The organism is Mesorhizobium kowhaii, assembly GCF_003253745.1.
Lineage (GTDB): Bacteria > Pseudomonadota > Alphaproteobacteria > Rhizobiales > Rhizobiaceae > Mesorhizobium > Mesorhizobium kowhaii.
Genome location: NZ_MZXV01000056.1, coordinates 206,608 through 227,003 on the forward strand (window position 1 = coordinate 206,608; position 20,396 = coordinate 227,003).

Below are 20,396 nucleotides of genomic sequence, written 5' to 3' on the forward strand. Positions count from 1 at the left end.
TGCTGCTTCCGGCCGTTGGCATGTAGGTCACAACGATGTCAGGCGGCACCGGTTTTGCCCAGAGGCGCCAGTGCCTTGCCGTCGGCGGCGAAGAGATGGCAGCGGGAGGGGTCGGCCTGCATGGCGATGGGGCTGTGCAGCGGCGTCGTGTCGATGCCCTCGGTCTGCACGACCAGCCTTGTCTTCTCGCCGATCTCGGCATGCAGGATGGTCAGGCCGCCGAGCCGTTCGGCCAGCACCGCCTCGCCCTTGAACTGGCCCGCATCTGCGATGCGGATATGTTCCGGTCGGATGCCGAGCAGCAACTCGCTGTTCGGCGCAAGCGGGCCCGCCTCGACCGGAACGACCAGGCTGGCCCCGCCCGGCAGGGCAACGGCAACGCCATCCGTGTTGGCGGAGAGAACCCGCACCGGCAGCATGTTCATCTTCGGCGAACCGATGAAGCCCGCGACGAAAACATTGGCCGGTCTCGCATAAAGGTCGAGCGGCGAGCCGACCTGCTCGATGTTGCCGCCATTGAGGACGACGATCTTGTCGGCCATGGTCATCGCCTCGGTCTGGTCGTGCGTGACATAGACGATGGTGGCGGCGAGCCGTTCGTGCAGCTGCATCAGCTCCAGCCGCATGTTGACGCGCAGCGCAGCGTCGAGATTCGACAGCGGTTCGTCGAACAGGAACACCTTCGGCTGGCGCACGATCGCGCGGCCGATCGCGACGCGCTGGCGCTGGCCGCCGGAAAGCTCCTTCGGCCGCCGCTCGAGCAGATGCGACAGCTGCAGCACCTCGGCCGCCGCCTTGACCTTGGCGTCACGCTCGACGACCGGAAGCCCGGCGATCTTCAGGGCAAAACCCATATTTTCGGCGACCGTCATATGCGGATAGAGCGCATAGGACTGGAACACCATGGCGAGGCCGCGTTCGGAGGGATCGACCTCATTGATGCGCGCGCCATCAAGCATCAGCTCGCCGGCGGTGATCTTCTCGAGACCGGCGATCATGCGCAGCAGCGTCGATTTTCCGCAGCCCGACGGGCCGACGAAGACGACGAACTCGCGGTCGCCGACATCGAGGTCGACACCCTTGATCACCTCGGCATTGCCGTAGGATTTGCGCACGCCGCGCAGCTTGAGCTCAGCCATTGAAGTCCCTCCTCGCATCCGGATATGTGCTTGGACCGACAGGCATGCGTGCCGCCAACGTACCTCCGTCATCGAACAGGACAAGGCTGGCAGCACCAACGAGCCCGGCGTGGCGGCCAAGCTGGGCCTGAACGACCGGCACGTCGCGATAGGCACGCATGGCCCGCTGCCTGATGGTCGCCTCGATGGCAGGCGCCATGAGGTCGAGCCCATTGGCAATGCCGCCACCGACGACCAGCACATCGGGCGAATAGAGATGCAAAAGATTGGTGAAGCCGATGCCAAGCCAGCGGGCTTCCTCCTCGAGCAGGGCCAAGGCAAGCTCGTCTTGCAGCCGTGCCGCCTCGACCACGTGACGGCCGGTCACCTCGCCGTTCGCAGAGAGGCGCCGCAGCGCCGAGCCATCCCAGGGCGCTGTCGCGGCATTGGCGCGGCGGCCGAGCGCGGTGCCCGAGGCGATGGCCTCGAAGCAGCCGACGACGCCGCACATGCAACGCTCGCCTTCATTGGTGATGGTCATATGGCCGATCTCGGCGGCGAGCCCACGGCGGCCATGGAGAATGCGTCCGTCGACGACGACACCGCCGCCGATGCCGGTGGAAACCGTGACGAAGACCAGCGAGCGGGCGCCATGACCGGCGCCGAAGCGCCATTCGCCGAGTGCCGCGGCATTGGCATCGTTTTCCAGCCGCACCGGCAGGCCGAGCCGCCGTTCGAGGATATCGGCAAGCGGCACGTCCAGCCAGCCGGCGAGTGTCGGCGGTCCGACGGCGATGCCGGCCAGCGGATCGAGCGGTCCCGGCGCGCCGACGCCGACGCCGACGATGGCGAGCGCCGGGGCCTCGGCATGGACGGTCGCGGCCAGCGCTTCGATCTGGCCGATCACCACGTCGGGGCCGGCCTGCGCCTGCGTCGGCACCGCGGCGAACGCCAGGATCTTGCCGTCGCGGTCGACCAGGGCGGCACGAAGCTCGGTGCCGCCAAGATCGATCGCGAGGGCGGCTTCGTTGTTCATGCCGCGACCTTCAAGCCGTGCAGCCAGCCAATGCGGCCGGCCAGATCCTTGTCGCCGAAGGCGAGCGAGCCGAGAACCACGGTTTCGGCGCCGGCGGCACGCAGCAACGGCACCGTCTCGTGGCGAATGCCGCCATCGGCGGCCAGAACCACGGCCGCCTCGCGGCCGGCCTCTCTCAGGATGGCGCGGGCAGCGCCCAGCCTGTCGCAGGCCTCGTCCGACAGGCTCTGGCCCTTGACGCCGATAGCCGTGCCAAGCAGCGTGACGAAAGCGACCTCCGGGACGAAAGGCGTCACCGTTTCGACCGGCGTCTCGAGCCTGAGCACGACGCCGGCTTCCGCGCCGAGTTCGCGCGCCAACCGAACGGCGCGCAATCCCGCCTCGCCGTTCTCGGCATGGACGCTGATCATGTCGGCGCCGGCCTCGATGAACTGGCGCGTCTGCGCCTCGACAACCGCCGCATCGACCATCAGATGGACGTGGATGGGTTTGGCCGTCAGCCTGGCGATGCGGGCGACGAGATCGGGAAAGAACAGGAAGGACGGGGCGAAATGACCGTCAGCCACATCGATGTGGTGAAGGTCGACATAGGGCTCGATGCGCTTCAGGTCGCTCTCGAAATTGACGAGGTCGGCGGACCACAGCGAGAATTCAGCGATCATGCGGTCGCGCGGCAGTGCGGCGATGGCGGCCGGGCCTGTGAGTGGTTTCGAGATCATGACTGGTCCTGGTTGTTGAAACGATCATCGAGGAAGCCCGCGATAGAAGCGCGGACCTCGGCGAAATGGCGATCCTTGTCGGTGGCCTTCGGCGTCACCTCGGCAAAGGCGGCGTTGGGGATCGCATCGGCGAGGAAGCGGGCGGTCGCCAGCGGATGGACGAGATCGATGCCGCTGCCGATGACCAGCGCGGGGACCTTGAGGCCGGCGGCCGCTGCCTGCGTGACGCCGGGCCCATCGTTTGCGATCGCCTGCATCACCTCGGCGAAGACAGCCGCATTGTCGCGCTCGAAGAAGCCGAGCAGGGAAGCGAGATTGTCCGGTGCTTCCTTGCGAAAGCGGGCGGCGGTGACGGAGGTTGCAAAGGCGTTGCGCGCGTCATCCAGCGGGCGGTCGCGGATGAGCTCCGCCACCTCCGCGTAGGGGCGCATGTTTTGCGGCGCCGCATCGAAGGCCCAGGCAGGGCGCACCAGCACCAAACCCAGGACGCGGTCCGGGTAACGGCTTGCAAGCCGCAGCGCGATCGCCGCGCCCATCGAGATGCCGCTGGCGACGAAACGGTCGATGCCGGCCGCGTCGGCGGCGGCCAGCACATCATCGGCAAACATGGCGATCGAAAAGGGCCGCCCACGGCCGGCGCCGGAGCCACCCTGTGCGCGACACTCGACGGTCAGTCGGCGGTATGACGGGCTGTCGGAAAAGTTCTGCGCCACCTGCGCTGCATCGCCGCCGAGACCGTGCTGGAAAACGACCGGAAGCCTGCCCTGCCCCGTGTCGAAGACACGAAGTGCTGCATCGTCGCGAAGCATGACCGTCGGCGCGGCGTCCATCAGAGGAACCTCCGCAGGAAGGCGGCGACGCCGGGGGCTTCGTCGGCGGACAGCCCGTGAGTAACGAGTGCCCCGTCGAAGCCCACTGCCTTCAGCCGCGCGGCTAAATCCGGGAAGTCGACAATGCCTTGCCCGGCGGTGGCGAAGCGGCCGTCACCATAGCGGTCCTTGGCGTGCGCCATTGCGATGTGGGCGGCAGCCTCGTCGATCGCGGCGGCGACAATGGCGCGCGTCTCGTCAGGCGTCGCGTGCTCGAACAGGTTTGCCGGATCAAGCACGATCTTCAGATGCCGCGACCCCATCTCGGCGATCAGCCGGGTGGCATCCTTGGCCGAGGTGACGATGTTGGCCTGCTCGGGCTCGATGCCGAGATCGACGCCTGCCTGTTCGGCCAGCACCAGCGCCTTCGCCATCTCGGCGGCCATGTCGGACCAGGCGACCGGATCGGCATTGTCGGGATGGTACGCCCATTGATCGGCGGCGTTGCGCGAGCCGGTGCAGAGTGTGACCAGGGGAATGTCCAGGACAGCCGCCGCCTCGATGACGATGGCCAGGCGCCTGAGGCCGTCGTCGCGGACGGCCTTGTCGGGATGCGCCATGTTGTAGGTGCCAGAAATTGCTGCGAGCGAAACACCAGTCGACTGCGCGGCGGCGCGGATCGCCGCGACGGCTTCCGCCGGCACGGCATCGGGCATCGACGGCAGGCCGGCGCAGGCAAGATTGAACTGCGTGGTCTCATAGCCAGCCTGCCGCACGGCGGCCAGCACGGCGGCCGGCTCGGCGCCGGGAAAGGTCTTGGCGAAAATGCCGAGACGCATCAGACCGCCCCCGAAACCGAGGCGAGTTCGACCCGCTCGCCGGTCTCCACCGAGCGCGCAATGGCGACCATGGCGCGGATCGACGCGATGCCGTCCTCGACATTGGCGCCGCGCATCGGCGCGCCTTCAAGCACCGTTTCGGCAAGACCTTCGAGCTGGCGGCGGAAGAAATGGCCGTCAGCGCCGAGCGGCTTATGGGCCGTGGCGGTCTTCTCGTGAAAGATCTCGACCTCGCTGGCGCGGAAGTACCAAGGGTTGAAAGTCTTGGCGATGACAGAGCCGTTCTCGCCATAGAGCTGGAAACCTTCGTGCCAGTCCATCCGCACGGCAACGGTGAGATCGAGATGGCCGAGCGCGCCGCTGGCGAACTCGGTCTCGACGAACCAGCAATAGGCGCCGAAACGCTCGTTGAGGCGGGCGCGCACGGCGACGATCTCGCCGCACAGGAAACGCGCCGTGTCGACGAGATGCGAGCCATGCGCGAGCATGAAATACTGCCGCAGGTCGGCCTTCGGATTTCCGGCCGGCTTCCTCGCCAGTTTGCTGGTGACGGGCAGCGGCTGGATGGCATCGGTGTTGGTATAGCGATGGGTGGAATCGCAGTACCACGCCTTCAGTGCCAGCACGTCGCCGATCTCGTCGCGGACGAAGTCGCGCGCCGCCTCCAGCGCCGGGTCGAAGCGCTTCATGTGGCCTACCTGCAGGACCTTGCCCGAGCGCCTGACCGCCTCCGCCAGCGCCTCCCCTTCTTCCACTGAAGTGCCGATCGGCTTTTCGCACAGTACATGCTTGCCGGCATCGAGCGCCTTGATCGACATCGGCACATGATAGGCGTCCGAGGTGGCGACGATCACTGCCTCCAATTCGGGATCGGCGAGCATCGCGTCATAGTCGGCATACATCTTCCGCGGCTCGTAGGTGGCACCCATGCGGGCGAGCAGGTCGGGTGCCGCGTCGCAGATGGCGTAGAGGTCCGCATTGCCCGCCTTGACGCAGGATTGCAGATGCGCGAACTGCGCGATGGGGCCGCAGCCGAGCACGCCGACCCTGAGGCGTCTGTCCTGTTTCTTGATCATCGTCTCGTTCTTCAGGCGCCGTAGCTGCGCATTGTCTGGCGGTTGGTCTTGACCGCGCCGGCGGGGTCGGCGGCAGCCGTGTCGGATTCCTCTTCGAGCACCAGCCAGCCGGTGAAGTGCGGCGCGGTGCCGGCGATCTCGATGACCGCGGGGGTATCGCAGACGCCCTTGCCAAGCATGGCCCAGGTGCCTTTGGCGTCGACGTCCTTGAGATGGATGTAACGGATGCGGTCGCGGTGGGTGCGCAGCGTGTCGAGCATGTCCTTGTGGCCGCGCAAGATATGGCCGGTATCCGGCACCCAGCCGACCAGGTCGGGGTCGAGCAAGGCAAAGATCGTGTCGTAATCGGCGCGGTCGAACAGCAGCGTGTTGTGGTGCGAGCTCGGATGCACCGCGACATCCACACCGGCCTTGCGGCCGATCTCGGCGGCGCGATTGTAGAATTCGGCTGATATGGCGAACTTGTCTTGGCGCGGACCATCGGAGACGACCGTCGCCGAACCAATCGACACCAGCGCGCCGGGAAAGTTCGCGGCAAAGCCGACCCAGCGCCGGGCGGCTTCGAGGTCACCTTCCAGCGCCTCTTTCAGTGTGAAACCGCTCTTCGAGCCAAAGGCAAAGGAGACGAGGGCGAGGCCTCGGGCGTCGAGCGCGGTAGCGAACTCGGCCGGCCTGTCGGCATAATGGCCGATCATGGTGTCGGTGATCTCGATGCCGGCGTAACCGCCATCGTCTATCGCGTTCAACAGATCGTCGGGGCCCCCGGTCCAGGCCTTGCCCAGCATTTCCCAGGTGAAGGTCTGGCAGCCGACCTTGAGCTTCGTCTTCGTCATGTCGTTCATTCCTTGACGCCGCCCTGGGTCAGTCCTTCGATGATGTGGCGCTGGAAGAACAGCACCAGGAGGATCAAGGGCACGGTCACCACGGCGGAGGCCGCGGCAATATCGCCCCAGGGGACGTAATAGAGGTTGGTGAAGTTGGCGATGCCGACCGGTATCGTCTGCCGGTCGATGTTGGAGGTGAAGGCGAGCGCGAACAGGAATTCGTTCCACGCGGTGATGAAGGCGAGCAGGCCGGTGGTCACCAGGCTCGGCAGCGACATCGGCAGGATGATGCGCCAGAGCAGGCCGGGCACGCTGACGCCATCCATGCGCGCCGCCTCGTCGATCTCGCGCGGCAGCGTCTCGAAATAGCCGAACAGCACCCAAGTGACGAGCGGCAGGCCGAGCGCCAGGTAAGTAATGATCAACGCCGTGTAGGTGTCGAGCAGGCCGAGATTGGTGGCCACCAGATAGAGCGGCCCGACCAGCGCGATCTGCGGAAACATCGACACCGAAAGGATGACCATCAGAATGCCGAAGCGGCCCTTGATGTTCAGCCGCGACAGCGCGAACGCGGCCAGCGAGCCGACGAACAGGCACAGGAAGGTTGTCGCCAGCGAGACCACCAGCGAGTTCCAGACATAGCGGTGAAGCTGTTTCTCGACGAAGGCGTTGTAGTAATGCTCCAGCGTGAAGGGATGCGGGATCAGCGACGGCGAGCCTGACGTCAGCGCCTTGTCGAGCTGGAACGAGGTCGAGAACTGCCAGATGAACGGACCACCCGACCAGACGAAGATCAGCAAGGCGCCGAGATAGATGGCGACTGTCTGCAGCGGCAAGCGCGTATCGTTCATTGCGCTCTCCTGATCTGCCGGATGAGATACAGGCAGAACACCAGCGCGATGATGCCCTCGGTGACAAACATCGCCGTCGAGACGGCCGAACCGTAGCCGAACTGCAGCGTCGAGAAGAGCACCTTGTAGGACAGCGTCGACAGCGTCTCGGTCGAATCGGCCGGGCCGCCGCCGGTCAGCACATAGACGAGATCGAAGACGCGGAAGGCATCGAGCGCGCGGAACAGGCCGGCGATCAGCAAAGTCGGCATCAGGAGCGGCAGGCGGATATACCAGAAGGTGATCCAGCCCTTGGCGCCATCCATGCGCGCCGCCTCGATCAGCGAATTGGGCACGGTCTGCAACCCGGTCAGAAGCAGCAGTGCCATGAACGGCGTCGTCTTCCAGACATCGGCGATGATGATGGTGATCATCGCCGTGTCGGTGGAGCCGTACCAGTTGATGTTCTGGTCGATCAGCCCGGCATGCAGGAGGATGTAGTTGACGATGCCGTTCTGGCCGTCGAACAGCCAGCCGAACATCTTGGAGGTGACGACGGTGGGCATTGCCCACGGCACCAGCATGGCGGCGCGCACAAGGCCGCGCCCCTTGAAGGCTTCGCACAGGATGAGCGCCATGCCGAGCCCAATCACCGTCTCCAGCACCGTCGAGGCGGCGGTGAACCACATCGTGTGCCACCAGGCATTCCAGAACTGTGGGTCGCCCCACAGCTCCACATAATTGGAGAAGCCGGTGAAATCCTGCTCCTGCGTAATCAACGAGGTGTTGGTGAGCGAGAGGTAGAGCCCGTTGACGATCGGGTAGAACGAAACCGACGCCAGCGACACGAAGGCTGGCGTCAGCAGAAGCAAGGCCCACAAGGCGCCCGGAAGCGCCTTGCCGGAGCGCCGCGGCCGGCCGATGCCAGGAATAGTGGCCGCCGCGGACATTCAATCAGCCTACGATCTTGTCGATTTGCGCCGCCGTCGCGTCCATCTCGGCCTGGATGTTGCCAGAGACCAGTGCCTTGGAGATGCCGGACTGCAAGGCCAGCGTCACTTTCGCGTATTCGGGCGTGATCGGCCGCGCCGTGGCGCCGGTGAAGACTTTCTCGAGGCTGGCCATGAACGGCTGTTCCTTCTTGATCTGTGCGTCCTGGAACAGCGCCGGCCGCGTCGGTGCGAGGCCGAAGTTCAGCGCGATGCGGTGCTGGGTCTCGGTCGACGACAGCCAGGTCAAGAGTTCGATCGCGGCTTCGCGCTGCTTCGAGTTGGCATTGACGCCGAGCTGGTAGCCGCCGAGGCAGGCCGAGCTCTTGCCGCCGGGGAACGACGGCAGCGGCGCGACGCCGACCTTGTCGACCACCTGGGATGCCTTGGCGTCCTGGGCGATCGGATAGACATAGGACCAGTTGCGCATGAACATCGCCTTGCCCGAGGTAAAGGGCTGACGCGACGGTTCCTCGTCCCAAGACAGCACGTCCTGCGGGCTGACCTTGTTGGTGGCGATGGTGTCGTGCAGGAACTGGATCGCCTCCACTGCGCCTTTCTGGTTGATCAGCGACGACTTGCCGTCGGGCGCCAGGATGGCGCCGTTGTTAGAGGTGATGATCTCGACCGCGTCGCAGACCAGAACCTCGGCCTGCTTGCCTTGCCAGAGATAGCCGAAATCGATGTCGCCGGCCTTCTGCGCGGCGGCGGCAATGGTCGCCATGTCGGTCCAGGTTTCCGGCACCTTGCCGCCATGCTTTTCCAGCACGTCCTTGCGGTAATAGAACATGCCCGAATCCATGAACCAGGGAAGGGCGGTGAGCTTGCCGCCGTAGGTACAGGCATTGAGGGTTCCGGTGAAGTAGGCGCTGCGCTTGTCGGCCGGGAAATACTCGTCCAGCGGCAGCGCCCATCCGGCGGCGGCAAAGCCGGCGATCCAGATCACGTCCTGGCTGAAGACGTCAGGCGTGCCGGTGCGGCGTGCGAGCTGCTGGACGAGGCCCTGGTAGACCTCGGTGGAGGAGCTCGGCGGCGGCAGTTCGATGTTCTTGACCAGGATGCGGTCCTGCGATTCGTTGAAGGCCTTGATCAGGTCGCCGAAGGTCTCCTTGCCGAAGAAGGCGGCGCTGGCAAACGAGATTTCGGCCCGGCTCTGGGCGCGAGCCCGGCCAATACCGAGCGACGTCCCTGCCCCGAACGCCGCCGCGCCGAGAAGGCCGGCGGAACCGATGAGAAATTGCCGGCGATCGGCAATGGTGACATGCCCAATCGACTTGGAGCCGCTGCGCGGCCCCTTCCTTGACTCGTCCATGTGTAGTCCTCCCAGAGTTGACGGCAGCCACTCCCGCCCGTCCAACTTCGCACATGATTTATAAAAAATTGTCGCGCGTCAAGATTTAAACTGCATAATGATGCATCAATGTGCCCACGACGTGGACGAAGATTCGCCGATCCGGCATGGAATGACGGACCGCAGCCGACTGGAGGAATGATGGAAAAGCTTGGTGTAGGGGTCATAGGTTGCGGCAACATCGCCATGACCTACATGCGCAACGCAGCACTTTTTGCCGGCGTGGAATTGAAGGCCTGCGCCGACATCTCGCCGGACGCCGCCGCCCTGCGAGCCCGCGAATACGGCATCAGGGCAATGGGCGTCGATGCCTTGCTTGCCGATCCCGAAATCGGCCTCGTTCTCAACCTCACCATTCCCGCCGTGCATTTCGACGTCACCATGTCGGCGCTTTCGGCCGGCAAGCACGTCTTCACCGAAAAGCCGCTCGCCACCTCGGCCGCCGACGGGCAGCTTCTGGTCAGCGAGGCGAAGTCGCGCGGCCTGCGGCTCGGCTCGGCGCCCGACACCTTCCTCGGTGCCGCTGGACGCCGGGCGCGCCGGCTGATGGACGCCGGCGCCATCGGCCGTCCGGTCACCGGCACGGCCTTCATGATGGGCCGCGGCATGGAGCACTGGCACCCCAACCCGCAATTCTACTACCAGCCCGGCGGCGGGCCGGTGTTCGACATGGGGCCCTACTATCTGACCATGCTGGTCAACCTGCTCGGACCGGTCGAACGTGTCATGGCGATGGCGACACGCGGCCAGGAGGAAAGGCTGATCACCGCCGATGGACCGTTCAAGAACACCACATTCAAGGTCGGCACGCCAACCAACGTGCTGTCGCTGCTTGAATTCCGCTCGGGCGCGACGGTCACCTTCGGCGCCTCGTGGGACGTCTTTCGCCACTCAAACCACCCGATCGAGCTGCATGGCACGGAAGGCTCGCTGCGTCTGCCCGACCCCGACACGTTCGGCGGCACCGTGTCGCTGTCCGAACGCGGCACCGACTGGAAGGATTTCGCCAGCGAAGGCGATCTCTACGGCGCCCGCAATTGGCCCTATGCGGCGCCCGACCGCGCCAATTACCGCATGCTCGGCGTCGCCGATCTGGTGCGCTCGCTTCAAACCGGCAACACGCCACGCGCCTCCGGCAATCTCGCGCTGCATGTGCTGGAAATTATGGAGGCTGTCCTGCGTTCCGGCGAGAGCCAGGGCTCGGTGATGGTCGCGGGGGATGTCACCCAACCGGCCCTGCTGACAGAGGAAGAGGCGAGCGACCTGCTTGCCTGAGGATATGACGATGACGCTTGACCAGGATGCGCTGCGCGTCCTTGAAATCGGCCGTGCGGCTGGCGGCGAGCCGTTCGAGACCGGCAGCGTGGCGGCGGCGCGGGCCGCCTACAACGCTTCGTTCCCGACGCAACAGGGCGAGCACGAACCGGTCGCAACGACCGCAGAACAGCGGATCGACGGGCCGAACGGGTCTGTGACGATCCGCGTCCATCGCGGCGTCAGTGCGCCGCAAAGCGGGGCGCCGGCGCTGCTCTATCTGCATGGCGGCGGCTGGGTCGTCGGTAATCTCGATTCGCATGACGAGATCTGCCGCTGGCTGGCCAATCTCGGCAATGCCGTCATTGTCTGCCCCGACTATCGCCTGGCGCCGGAACACAAATTTCCTGCCGGGCTGGAGGATTGTCTGGCGACGCTCCGCTTCATGGCAGAGAATGCCGCCGGTCTCGGCATCGCTCGTACCCGCATCGGCGTTGCCGGCGACAGTGCCGGCGGCAATCTCGCCGCCGTGCTGGCGCTGCTTTCCCGCGATGGACTGGCGCTATCCCTTGCCGCCCAGATCCTGATCTATCCCAACACCGATGCGAGGCAGACGGCCGACAGCTACCGGCGCTTCGGCGACGGCCTCGGGCTTACGGCAACCACCATGGCATGGTTCCGCGACCACTATGTGCAAACGTCCGACGACATCGTGGACTGGCGCGTCTCGCCCTTGCTGGCGCCTGATCTCGCCGGCGTCGCGCCAGCTTTCGTCGCGCTTGCCGGCTGCGACATCCTTGCCGACGAAGGGGCAGCCTACGCCGAGCGCCTGCAAGCCGCAGGCGTGCCGCTGGTCCTGCGGCAATGGGCGGGCCAGATCCACGGCTTCGTCTCGATGGGACGCCATATCCCCGCCGCGCGGCAAGCGGTGGCCGAGGCGGTGGCTGCCTGGCGCCAATTCGAGAAGGGTCGCTGACGCTGGACGCTCAGGCCGACTGACGCATCACCAGGGTCGCACCGAGCTTGACCGTGCGTGCCAAGTCCTGCTTTGGCGGATCGGCCTCGTCCAGCAAGGCCAGCAGGATCTCGACGCTGCGGCCGGCCATGGCGGCGAAATCCTGCGCCATGGTGGTCAGTGCCGGACAGGTGTAGCGGCTCAACGGATGATCGTCATGCGCGGCAACGCGCAGATCGCTGTCGGGCCTGCGGCCGATCTTCAGTCCGCGCGAGAACGCAGCCGCCATCACGCCAAAGGCGAGACGATCATTGGCACACAGGATCGTGCGGCCGGGCAGACCGCCAACATCGAGCGTCCTTTCCATCCATTCGTGGCCGATGCGCTCGAAGTCCCAAGTATAGTCGCGCGCCGCGTCGATGACGACGGGTTCCAAACCGGCGACTTGCATCGTCGCGATGTAGCTTTGCAGCCGTTCACCCGAATTGTGGTTGACATGCGGAATGTCGACATAGACAGGCGGTTCTCCGGAGCGGTTGAGATAGTCGACCATGGTCGACGTGCTCTGGTGGTTGTCGTTGCCAACGAAAGGCGTGTCGCCCTCGATATAGGTGTCGAAATAGACGATCGGAATATCCTGTCCGAGCTTGTCGAAAACGCCGCGATCGGAGGCCAGGCCGAGCGGCGCGATGATCGCGCCGGCGACCTTCAATGACAGCAGCGTCCTGACCGACTCCGCTTCCAGCTTCGGCGAGCCATGCGAGGAGATGACGATCGGCCAATAGCCCTCGTCGCGGCAGCGAAATTCGATGCGGCTGACCATCTCGGCATAGAATGGATCGGTGATCGTCGGCACGACGATGCCGATGTTGCGGGTGCGCTTGCGATTGAGATTGCGGGCGAACAGGTTCGGTTGGTAGTCCGAGGAACGCAACGCGGCTTCGATGCGCGCCCGCGTCGCCGGCCTCACGCTCGCCGGATCGTCAAAATATTTCGACAGCGTCGGCCGTGACACGCCACATGCCCGGGCGAAATCATCCATCGTGCGGTGCGTCTTCTCCGCCATCGATCTATCAGGTCCTCTTGCCGCGTCGCCGACCGAAACGATCCGGCCGTCACCAGTCATGCGGCCGTTGTCCGGAAGCGGCAATGCTTGGCCGAACTTATTCAGTCAATTTTCACAGTTTCCAATACAACGCAAAAACATTACGTGCGTCAAATTCTTTATTGGCGCCCTGAAATTGACGGCCCTCGATTAAGGCTGGGGCAGCAGGACCAAGGCTCCCGTCGTGCGGCGGGATTCCAGATCGCGGTGAGCGACAGCGGCGTTGACAAGGTCGTAACGCGTCGGCGCCTCGACCCTGACGACGCCTTGGCGAAGCGCTTGGAAAAACCTGGCGACGTGTGGAGCGAGCTTTTCCGGCGTGTCGGTGTAATGGGCGTAGTTGGGCCGCGAAAGGGTCAGTGACTTGGTGGCGAAGCGACCGATGTCCCAATTGCCGACCGGCCCCGAGGCCTGGCCGAAACTGACGAGGTGGCCGCGCACGGCAAGGGCAGCAATCGAACCGCCGAAGGTGTCGTTACCGACCGCATCATAGGCGATATCGGCGCCCGCGCCATTGGTCAGTCGCATGACGGCCTCGGCGAAATTCTCGCGAGAATAGACAATCACATGGTGTGCGCCGAGGCGTTCGACGATGCGCGCCTTGTCATCGCTCGACACCGTAGCAATCACCGTCGCGCCGAGATGACGGGCCCACTGCACCAGCAACTGGCCGATACCGCCGGCCGCCGCATGAATGAGAACGATGGCGCCGCGCTTCACGACATGGACATCGTGCAGCAGAAAACTGGCGGAAATCCCTTTGAGCAGGCCGGCGGCGGCGATCTCGTCCGAAATATCGTCGGAGAGATGGATCAGCAATTCGGGCGTCATGTTGCGCCGCTCGCAGTAGGCGCCGACCGGCGGACAGGCATAGGCGACACGGTCGCCGACGGCGAAACCCGACACCGCCGAACCAACGGCTTCAATGACGCCGGCGGCCTCCATGCCCGGCACACCAGGCGGCTGCAAGAGGTCGAAAAAACCGGTGCGGCAATAGACGTCGATGAAATTGACGCCGATCACCGTGTGGCGGATCCGGACCTCGGTCGGCGCTGGCGGCGGCAGTCCGATTTCCTTAAGGAGCAACTCCTCCGGCCCGCCATAGCGCTCGATGACGATAGCCCTGGTTGTCGCGCCCTGCCCTGGGGCGAGTGTTGATACGGCACGCGGCAGGCTTGCGGAAGGCACCGGGGCGGCAACGGCCCGAGGTGATCTCGCATCGACCGGCGAGCCGACACTTCCGCGCCGCAGGAGATCGCGCACGGCCGCGAAGCCGGCCTGATAGATGCCTTCGGTGACCAGTTTGACCAGTTCGTCGCGGCGATGCGCCGGCGGGTTGAACTCGGAACGCCATTCCCAGAAGGTGGCGTTGCCGTCGGTCACCGGCTTCAGCCGCACCGAGGCGACATAGCCCATCAACGGCAGCGGCGCCTCGAGCAGGCAATAGCTCAGCCTTCGGTCCTTGTCGGACAGCGCCAGCAATTGTTCGCGCAACTCGCCACCGTCGGCGAGCCGGAAGTGTCGCACCGAGCCGACCGCATCGACCGGCTCACCGCCCTCGATCTCGCTGAAGGAAATTGCCGGGTGCCAACGGTCATGGCCGTTGAAATCACGCAGGATCGCCCAGACCTCCTCGATCGGTGCGTCGATGATCGTGCTCTGGCAAACCCTGACCATCGGCTGATGTCAGCGCCCGAACCGGTGTTTCAACGCGGTCAAGGCGGTCTGGAACACGCCGGTGCCGATCTGGTGCATCAAGGCTGCCTCGCGATCGGGCGCACAGTCGAACTCCGCTTGCCATTCGGCGAGTGTCAGATTGCCGTCGGTGATCGGCGTCAGCGACAGGGTGGCGACATAATTCTCCACCGCCATCGGGCTTTCCAGGATCGCGTAGCTGCAGGACAGATCATAGTCGGACAGCGCCAGCAGCCTTTCACGAATGCGCCCGCCATCCCTGAGCGTGAAACTCCTGATGCAGCCGATCTGGTCGGCTTGCGCATTCTGTTCGATGCGGCTTTCGGCAACGAACGGTGCCCAGCCCGGCAATCCATTGAAATTGCGCACGACCTTCCAGACTTCCGCCGCCGGAGCGGGGATGACCGAGGAGACATAGACCTTGGTCATTTTGGGCGACCACCCGCATCACGGAGAACCTGCCGTCTGGCGCAACGCATCTGCAACCGCACGATCGTCTCGTCAGTGATCGCGATCGTCATCGTCGTCCTTGGCGGCCTTGCCCTTGCCCTTCTTGTCGCGGGTCAGGCTCGCAATGTCCTTGGCGTCGCGCAGCACGTCGGTCATGCGGCCGAGCGAGCCGCCCTCGATGCCGATCTCCTTCATCAGATTGTCGATCATCGGCGCCTGCACCCGGTAACGCAGCGCCGAGTCGATGACTTCGTCGGTGACGTTGCGGCTGCCGCCGGTGCCGCCGTTGATGCCGTCGACATGCAGGATCTTGATGCCTTCGATCTTCTCCATCGGCTTGACGCTTTCGCGGATGATGCCTTCCATGTGATCAAGCAGCTTGCCGCGCAGGCGCCCTGCCCGCGCGCCCTCGGAAAGAATGTTCTCGGCCTCGTTGAGCTGGCGATGGCCGGCGGCGTCGACCTCATAGCGCTGAGCCGCGGCAAGGGCGTGGATCTTCTCCGACTCGGCCGAGGCGACGGCTGCAATCTTCTGCGCTTCGGCGAGGCTCCTTGCCGCCTTCATCTCGGCATCCGCGGCGGAGACTATGCGCAAGGCGTCACGCTCCGCTTCGCGTTGCGCGCCGATCAGCTCGGTCAGCTTGCGGCGCTCGGCAATCTCGCGTTCGCGGGCGGTGAACGCCTGTTCCTCGGCCTGGATGGCCTTGGCGCGAACCGCTTCCGAGGCCGCGATCGCCGAAGAGCGTTCCTGCGTCTTCTTGGCGATGTCGATCGCCTTCTGGATCTCGGCGATCTCGATCTTCTGGTCGCGGTCCACACCAAGCTGCCTGATGTCGCGATCCTTGATCAGGCGCGCTTCCTCGATGCCGCGTTCGGTGGTGATGCGGGCGCGCTCGACCTCTTCGCCGGCCGAAATCTCGGCTTCCTCGAAGGCCTGGCGCTTGGCGATCTGCAGCGCTTCGAGGTGACGCTCCCGTTCAATCCTGACCTCGTCGACGACACGTTCCTGCGCGATCCGTGCCGTCTCGGTCGCCTGGTTCTCAACGATCTCGGCGCGGCGCTTTTCCGCTTCTGCCCTGGTCACCTCAAGCGCCTTTTCAGCAAGCGCGATCTGGCGCTCCAGCTCGGCGACCTCGAGCCGCTTCCTGCGCTCGATCTCGAGCTGGCTCTGCGTGCCCTGGCGCTCGATGCGCGCCTTTTCCAGCGACAGTTCGAGCGCGATCTGCTCGCGCTCGGTCAGCTCGCGCATCTTCATCTCGGTCTCATCGAGCGAACGGCGGCGAGCGATCTCGCGGCGCTGCGTGTCCTCCTCGCTCTTGATGCGCTCCTCGGTGATGTTGCGCTCCTGGTTTAGGCGCGACTTCTCGACGGCTTCGCGCGACGAAAGCTGCGCCTGTTCGGATTCCTGGTCGCGTATCGCGCGGTCGATGGCGAGTTCGGAACGCTGCGCGGCACGGCGGATCTCGACCTCACGCTCCTGTTCGAGGCGGGCATATTCGCTGTCGCGATCGATCTCCAGCACCTTGCGCTGGGTGTCGAGATTCTGGTTGCGGATGTCGACCAGCGTGCGCTGCTCGATCTCGTTGCGCATCCGGCGCCGGGTCTCGATCGATTCCGTCAGCTGCGTCAGGCCTTCGGCATCGAAAGCGTTGGACGGATCGAAATATTCGAGGCTGGTCTGGTCGAGATCGACGATGGCGACGCTCTCCAGCTCAAGCCCGTTGGCGGCGAGCGATTCCGAGGCGAGGCTGCGCACCCTGGCGGCGTAGTCGCCGCGCAATTCGTGCATCTCTTCCAGCGTCATCTGCGCGGCGACAGTGCGCAGGGCGCCGGCGAATTTGCCCTCTAGCAATTCGCGCAGGCTGTCGGGCTGCAGCGTGCGACGGCCAAGCGTCTGCGCGGCGGCGGCGACCAGCTCGCGGCTGGCGCCAACACGGACGAAGAATTCCGCGATCAGATCGACGCGCATGCGGTTTTTGGTGATCAGCGCAAAGCCATCCTCGCGGCGCACTTCGATGCGCAGCACATTCATGTTGACCGGGGTGATCTCGTGCAGCACCGGAATGACGAAGGCGCCGCCATTCACCACTACCTTCTCGCCCATGAAGCCGGTGCGCACGAACGCCGTCTCCTTGGTCGAGCGGCGATAGAGCCACCGCAAGATGTAGACGGCGATCACCACGACGACCGCGGCAATGATCAGCCACAGCAGGAAAGCGCCAAAGGTTTGCGCGTCCATGATCTATCCTCCCCAAGACAATACGGTCGGCACGGGGCGACCGGCAGTGTTTTCAAACATCCACCTGCACGGTGGCGAAGTCCAATTCTTCATGCCCGCCTCTGCAGCTTCGGCGTGATCGCGTGAAACGCAGAGATCACCGCGTCGACGAAAGGCGTGTCGTTGATGTTCGCGCGCACGCGCTCGACATGGCGCAGCGGCGTCTGGCGAACCGTCTTCTCGACGGCCTCGAACAGCGCGTTGTCAGCCTCCGGATCGTGAAACGGCTGACCGAGTGCATCGAGCATCGAGACGCCGCCTTCGGGCAACAGGAAGCGCACCGGGCCGTTCATGGCGTTGAGCCGCGTGCCGATCCATTCGCCGAAGGCGCGGTTCTCGTCGCGCGTGGTGCGCATCAGCGTGACATTCGGATTGTGGATGACGAATTTGCGGCTGCGGAATTTCTCCGGCACGCTGTCGCGCGGGCCGAAATTGACCATGTCCAGCGCGCCGGTCGAGCCGACATAGGGAAGTCCGGTGCGGATCGCCGCGCCGAAGCGATCCTCTGTCGCCGGGAACACACCGCCGACGATCATGTCGGCCACCTCCGTGGTGGTCAGGTCGAGGAAGGCCGACAGCAGCCGCGAGTCGCCGAGATTTTCCATGGCCCGCCCGCCGATGCCGGTGGCGTGGAAGACGAGACAGTCATAGTCGGCTTCAAGCCGCCTGGTCACCGCTTGCACGGCGGGCGTAGTGACGCCGAACATGGTGATGCCGACGGCCGGCCGCGCCAGCTTGCGCTTTGCTTCCCACGCCTCGGCGTTGGGCAGTTGCGCGACCATGCCGGCCATCGCATGCGCGGCATTGGACAACACCTGTTCGGTGATCGAGTTCAGCCCCTGCACATCGGCGACCGAATGGAACATCATGATATCGGCGCCGCCGACATATTTGGCGACATCGCCGGCCGCCACCGTCGAGACCATCAGCTTGGGGATGCCGACCGGCAGCACCCGCATGCCGGCTGTCGCCAGCGTGGTGCCGCCGGAGCCGCCGGCCGAGATGACGCCGCCGATGCGTGGCTCGCGCTCGATCCAGCGGGCGAAGGCGTCAGCCATGGCGCTGACCGAGCCGCCGCGATCATTGGTGAAAACGGCGGACGATCCGCGCGGGTGCATGCCGGCCACTTGCATGGCCGGCACGTCGGCGCTTGTCGGCTTTCCCGATGTCGACAGATCGACGGTACGGACCGGGATGCCCAGCGACTTCAGCCGGTCGGCGACGAAGCGCAGTTCCTTGCCCTTGGTGTCGAAGGTGCCGACAACCAGCACGGTCCGGCCGATGCGCTCGGCAAAGGGAATGGCGAAGACCTTCTTCAGGTCGTCCTGCGGCGCGGTCTTGTCGACAGCCGCCTGGCGCAATTCGGTGACCGGTACGTTCCAGCGGTTGGGCAATTCGGTGACGGGACGATAGACGCCATTCCGCGGCGTTGGTTCGGCCGAGCCAGTGCGATCGACGCGATAGACTTCCGCCAATTGCTCCTTTGCCTGCGCGGCTTCGGCCGGCGTGACGGGCGCTTCCTCGGCATGGCGGCCGACACCGAGCAGCCGCTGCTGCAACTCGCGGTCGGCGGCAAGTGCCTTGGCGTCCATCAGCCGGTTGATGCGGCCATTGACCATGATGGCGACCTGGTTCGACACCGCGGTCGCCACGCCGATGTTCTGCTCGATGACCAGAACCGCCATCTCGCCCTCGGCGGCGAGGTCGACCAGCATCTGCTCGACCTGGTCGACAATGATCGGTGCCAGTCCTTCGGTTGGTTCATCCATGACCAGCAGCTTCGGATCGCTGAGCAGCGCACGCGAAATCGCCAGCATCTGCTGCTCGCCACCCGACAATTGCGAGCCGCCATTGGTCCGGCGTTCGGCGAGGCGCGGAAAGGTCTGGTAGACACGCTCGACCGTCCAGCTGGCATCGCGCCTGTTGCCGGCGGCAAGCCGCAGATGCTCGTCGACTGTCAGGCTCGGCCAGACGCGGCGCCCTTGCGGAACATAGCCGACGCCGAGACGATGGATCTCGTGCGGCTCGAGAGACGTGATCTCACGGCCGTCGACACGGATCGAACCGGACTTCGCGCGCTTCAAGCCGACGATGGTGTTGCAGAGCGTCGACTTGCCCATGCCGTTGCGGCCGACCACCGACAGCACGCCGCTTTCCAATGTCAGCGAAACGCCCTGCAGGGCATGGCTTTCGCCGTAGAAGACCTGCAGGTCGTCTATCCTCAGGATGGCCTTGGTCGGCTTGCCGGAGGGGGTCTGGCGCTCAGCCATGCTTGCCCCCGAGATAGATCTCCTGGACTTCGGGATCGGCCTCGATCTCCTGCGGCGTGCCTTCCTTGAACAGGCGGCCATTGTGCATCATCGAGACATATTCCGACACGCGCAGTGCGACATCGAGATCGTGCTCGATGATGATGTAGCCGATATGCTTGGGCAGCGCGTTGAGGATGGCCACGAGGTCGCGGCGCTCGGTCGGTGAAAGACCTGCGGCCGGCTCGTCGAACAGGATGAAGCGCGGTGCACCGGCGAGCGCCAGCGCAATCTCCAGCTGGCGCTGCTGGCCGTGGCTCAGCGTCGCCACAAGGGTGTCACGATAGGCTTCGAGATGGACGGCGTTGAGGATCGATTCCGCCTGCACCATGTTGACGTCGGTCGTGGTCGGGCGCAGCAGCGAAAACCGCCGGCGCGAGACGCCACGGCAAGCGAGAAAGATGGAATCGAGAACCGACAGTCCTTTGAACAGCTGCGAAATCTGATAGGTGCGCCGCAGGCCGCGGCGGATGCGTTCATGCGGCGGCAGATCGGTGATGTCCTCGCCGAAGAAGCGGATGCGTCCGGCGGTCGGCAGGAAGTCGCCGGTCATGGCGTTGAACAAGGTCGTCTTGCCGGCGCCGTTGGAGCCGAGGACCGCGCGCCGTTCACCGGCCGCGATCCTCATAGTGATGCCCGAGAGCGCCACCAGCGCCCCGAAATGCCGCGCCACGCCATCGAGCTCCAGCGCATAGGCGCCGGTGCTCTGGAGACGGTTTGCTGCGAGGCTTTCGGTCACTGGCGGCTACACTCGAATTCC

Annotated in this window: 18 protein-coding genes; 2 read left to right on the top strand and 16 right to left on the bottom strand. The window is 65.0% G+C overall.

Going from position 1 to position 20,396, the window contains the following annotated elements; all coding sequences use genetic code 11:
* Window positions 1-38 precede the first annotated feature (38 nt).
* The 10 genes from B5V02_RS26465 to B5V02_RS26510 are packed head-to-tail and all read right to left on the bottom strand — an operon-like array spanning window position 39 to window position 9,552.
* Entirely contained in the window at window positions 39-1,139 is a 1,101-nt protein-coding gene (locus tag B5V02_RS26465) for an ABC transporter ATP-binding protein (protein WP_111546991.1), read from the bottom strand.
* Window positions 1,132-2,154: an ROK family protein gene (locus tag B5V02_RS26470; protein ID WP_111546992.1), complete on the bottom strand. Its 1,023-nt coding sequence runs from the start codon at window positions 2,152-2,154 to the stop codon at window positions 1,132-1,134. Before B5V02_RS26470 ends, B5V02_RS26465 begins: the two co-directional genes overlap by 8 nt.
* The gene (locus B5V02_RS26475; RefSeq protein ID WP_111546993.1) at window positions 2,151-2,873 is read right to left on the bottom strand and encodes a ribulose-phosphate 3-epimerase; all 723 of its coding nucleotides are present in this window, start codon (window positions 2,871-2,873) and stop codon (window positions 2,151-2,153) included. Before B5V02_RS26475 ends, B5V02_RS26470 begins: the two co-directional genes overlap by 4 nt.
* Window positions 2,870-3,703, bottom strand: a complete 834-nt coding sequence (locus B5V02_RS26480; protein ID WP_111546994.1) for an alpha/beta fold hydrolase — start codon at window positions 3,701-3,703, stop codon at window positions 2,870-2,872. The genes B5V02_RS26475 and B5V02_RS26480 overlap by 4 nt, the downstream gene beginning before the upstream one ends.
* On the bottom strand, window positions 3,703-4,521 hold the full coding sequence (locus B5V02_RS26485) for a sugar phosphate isomerase/epimerase family protein (RefSeq protein ID WP_111546995.1): 819 nt from the start codon (window positions 4,519-4,521) through the stop codon (window positions 3,703-3,705). Before B5V02_RS26485 ends, B5V02_RS26480 begins: the two co-directional genes overlap by 1 nt.
* On the bottom strand, window positions 4,521-5,597 hold the full coding sequence (locus B5V02_RS26490; RefSeq protein WP_111546996.1) for a Gfo/Idh/MocA family protein: 1,077 nt from the start codon (window positions 5,595-5,597) through the stop codon (window positions 4,521-4,523). Before B5V02_RS26490 ends, B5V02_RS26485 begins: the two co-directional genes overlap by 1 nt.
* Window positions 5,598-5,608: 11 nt before the next feature.
* A complete protein-coding gene (locus tag B5V02_RS26495) occupies window positions 5,609-6,430 on the bottom strand; it encodes a sugar phosphate isomerase/epimerase family protein (protein WP_111547206.1) in 822 nt (273 codons plus the stop codon).
* Between the two features lie 5 nt (window positions 6,431-6,435).
* On the bottom strand, window positions 6,436-7,272 hold the full coding sequence (locus B5V02_RS26500) for a carbohydrate ABC transporter permease (protein WP_111546997.1): 837 nt from the start codon (window positions 7,270-7,272) through the stop codon (window positions 6,436-6,438).
* Window positions 7,269-8,201, bottom strand: a complete 933-nt coding sequence (locus tag B5V02_RS26505) for a carbohydrate ABC transporter permease (protein WP_111546998.1) — start codon at window positions 8,199-8,201, stop codon at window positions 7,269-7,271. The genes B5V02_RS26500 and B5V02_RS26505 overlap by 4 nt, the downstream gene beginning before the upstream one ends.
* A 4-nt stretch (window positions 8,202-8,205) precedes the next feature.
* Window positions 8,206-9,552 carry an ABC transporter substrate-binding protein gene (locus B5V02_RS26510; protein WP_111546999.1) on the bottom strand — a complete coding sequence of 449 codons (1,347 nt, stop codon included), beginning with the start codon at window positions 9,550-9,552 and terminating at the stop codon, window positions 8,206-8,208.
* 177 nt (window positions 9,553-9,729) lie between these two features.
* Between B5V02_RS26510 and B5V02_RS26515 the strand changes: the two genes are divergently transcribed.
* Both B5V02_RS26515 and B5V02_RS26520 read left to right on the top strand, forming a co-directional pair.
* Window positions 9,730-10,866 carry a Gfo/Idh/MocA family protein gene (locus B5V02_RS26515; protein ID WP_111547000.1) on the top strand — a complete coding sequence of 379 codons (1,137 nt, stop codon included), beginning with the start codon at window positions 9,730-9,732 and terminating at the stop codon, window positions 10,864-10,866.
* Between the two features lie 10 nt (window positions 10,867-10,876).
* Entirely contained in the window at window positions 10,877-11,821 is a 945-nt protein-coding gene (locus B5V02_RS26520; protein WP_111547207.1) for an alpha/beta hydrolase, read from the top strand.
* A 10-nt stretch (window positions 11,822-11,831) separates the two neighbouring features.
* On the opposite strand, the gene B5V02_RS26525 is transcribed toward B5V02_RS26520, so the two are convergent.
* From B5V02_RS26525 to B5V02_RS26550, 6 genes are all read right to left on the bottom strand, one after another.
* Window positions 11,832-12,866 carry a LacI family DNA-binding transcriptional regulator gene (locus B5V02_RS26525; protein ID WP_111547208.1) on the bottom strand — a complete coding sequence of 345 codons (1,035 nt, stop codon included), beginning with the start codon at window positions 12,864-12,866 and terminating at the stop codon, window positions 11,832-11,834.
* 189 nt (window positions 12,867-13,055) lie between these two features.
* On the bottom strand, window positions 13,056-14,582 hold the full coding sequence (locus B5V02_RS41190; protein WP_111547001.1) for an SRPBCC family protein: 1,527 nt from the start codon (window positions 14,580-14,582) through the stop codon (window positions 13,056-13,058).
* Between the two features lie 9 nt (window positions 14,583-14,591).
* Window positions 14,592-15,029, bottom strand: coding sequence for an SRPBCC family protein (locus B5V02_RS26535; RefSeq protein ID WP_111547002.1), 438 nt, complete (start codon window positions 15,027-15,029; stop codon window positions 14,592-14,594).
* 72 nt (window positions 15,030-15,101) lie between these two features.
* Complete coding sequence (locus B5V02_RS26540) at window positions 15,102-17,288, bottom strand: flotillin family protein (RefSeq protein WP_111547003.1); 2,187 nt, start codon at window positions 17,286-17,288, stop codon at window positions 15,102-15,104.
* An 89-nt stretch (window positions 17,289-17,377) separates the two neighbouring features.
* On the bottom strand, window positions 17,378-19,597 hold the full coding sequence (locus tag B5V02_RS26545) for an ABC transporter permease (protein ID WP_111547004.1): 2,220 nt from the start codon (window positions 19,595-19,597) through the stop codon (window positions 17,378-17,380).
* Window positions 19,590-20,375, bottom strand: coding sequence for an ABC transporter ATP-binding protein (locus B5V02_RS26550; RefSeq protein ID WP_111547005.1), 786 nt, complete (start codon window positions 20,373-20,375; stop codon window positions 19,590-19,592). The genes B5V02_RS26545 and B5V02_RS26550 overlap by 8 nt, the downstream gene beginning before the upstream one ends.
* Window positions 20,376-20,396: the final 21 nt, after the last annotated feature.

Excerpts from the sequence above, each read along its gene's own strand:
- B5V02_RS26485 (WP_111546995.1), bottom strand. The coding sequence starts at position 4,521 with ATGCGTCTCGGCATTTTCGCCAAGACCTTTCCCGGCGCCGAGCCGGCC.
- B5V02_RS26510 (WP_111546999.1), bottom strand. The coding sequence starts at position 9,552 with ATGGACGAGTCAAGGAAGGGGCCGCGCAGCGGCTCCAAGTCGATTGGG.
- B5V02_RS26475 (WP_111546993.1), bottom strand. The coding sequence starts at position 2,873 with ATGATCTCGAAACCACTCACAGGCCCGGCCGCCATCGCCGCACTGCCG.
- B5V02_RS26500 (WP_111546997.1), bottom strand. The coding sequence starts at position 7,272 with ATGAACGATACGCGCTTGCCGCTGCAGACAGTCGCCATCTATCTCGGC.
- B5V02_RS26490 (WP_111546996.1), bottom strand. The coding sequence starts at position 5,597 with ATGATCAAGAAACAGGACAGACGCCTCAGGGTCGGCGTGCTCGGCTGC.
- B5V02_RS26545 (WP_111547004.1), bottom strand. The coding sequence starts at position 19,597 with ATGGCTGAGCGCCAGACCCCCTCCGGCAAGCCGACCAAGGCCATCCTG.
- B5V02_RS26465 (WP_111546991.1), bottom strand. The coding sequence starts at position 1,139 with ATGGCTGAGCTCAAGCTGCGCGGCGTGCGCAAATCCTACGGCAATGCC.
- B5V02_RS26515 (WP_111547000.1), top strand. The coding sequence starts at position 9,730 with ATGATGGAAAAGCTTGGTGTAGGGGTCATAGGTTGCGGCAACATCGCC.
- B5V02_RS26480 (WP_111546994.1), bottom strand. The coding sequence starts at position 3,703 with ATGGACGCCGCGCCGACGGTCATGCTTCGCGACGATGCAGCACTTCGT.
- B5V02_RS26525 (WP_111547208.1), bottom strand. The coding sequence starts at position 12,866 with ATGGCGGAGAAGACGCACCGCACGATGGATGATTTCGCCCGGGCATGT.
- B5V02_RS26540 (WP_111547003.1), bottom strand. The coding sequence starts at position 17,288 with ATGGACGCGCAAACCTTTGGCGCTTTCCTGCTGTGGCTGATCATTGCC.
- B5V02_RS26505 (WP_111546998.1), bottom strand. The coding sequence starts at position 8,201 with ATGTCCGCGGCGGCCACTATTCCTGGCATCGGCCGGCCGCGGCGCTCC.
- B5V02_RS26535 (WP_111547002.1), bottom strand. The coding sequence starts at position 15,029 with ATGACCAAGGTCTATGTCTCCTCGGTCATCCCCGCTCCGGCGGCGGAA.
- B5V02_RS26520 (WP_111547207.1), top strand. The coding sequence starts at position 10,877 with ATGACGCTTGACCAGGATGCGCTGCGCGTCCTTGAAATCGGCCGTGCG.
- B5V02_RS26495 (WP_111547206.1), bottom strand. The coding sequence starts at position 6,430 with ATGACGAAGACGAAGCTCAAGGTCGGCTGCCAGACCTTCACCTGGGAA.
- B5V02_RS41190 (WP_111547001.1), bottom strand. The coding sequence starts at position 14,582 with ATGGTCAGGGTTTGCCAGAGCACGATCATCGACGCACCGATCGAGGAG.
- B5V02_RS26470 (WP_111546992.1), bottom strand. The coding sequence starts at position 2,154 with ATGAACAACGAAGCCGCCCTCGCGATCGATCTTGGCGGCACCGAGCTT.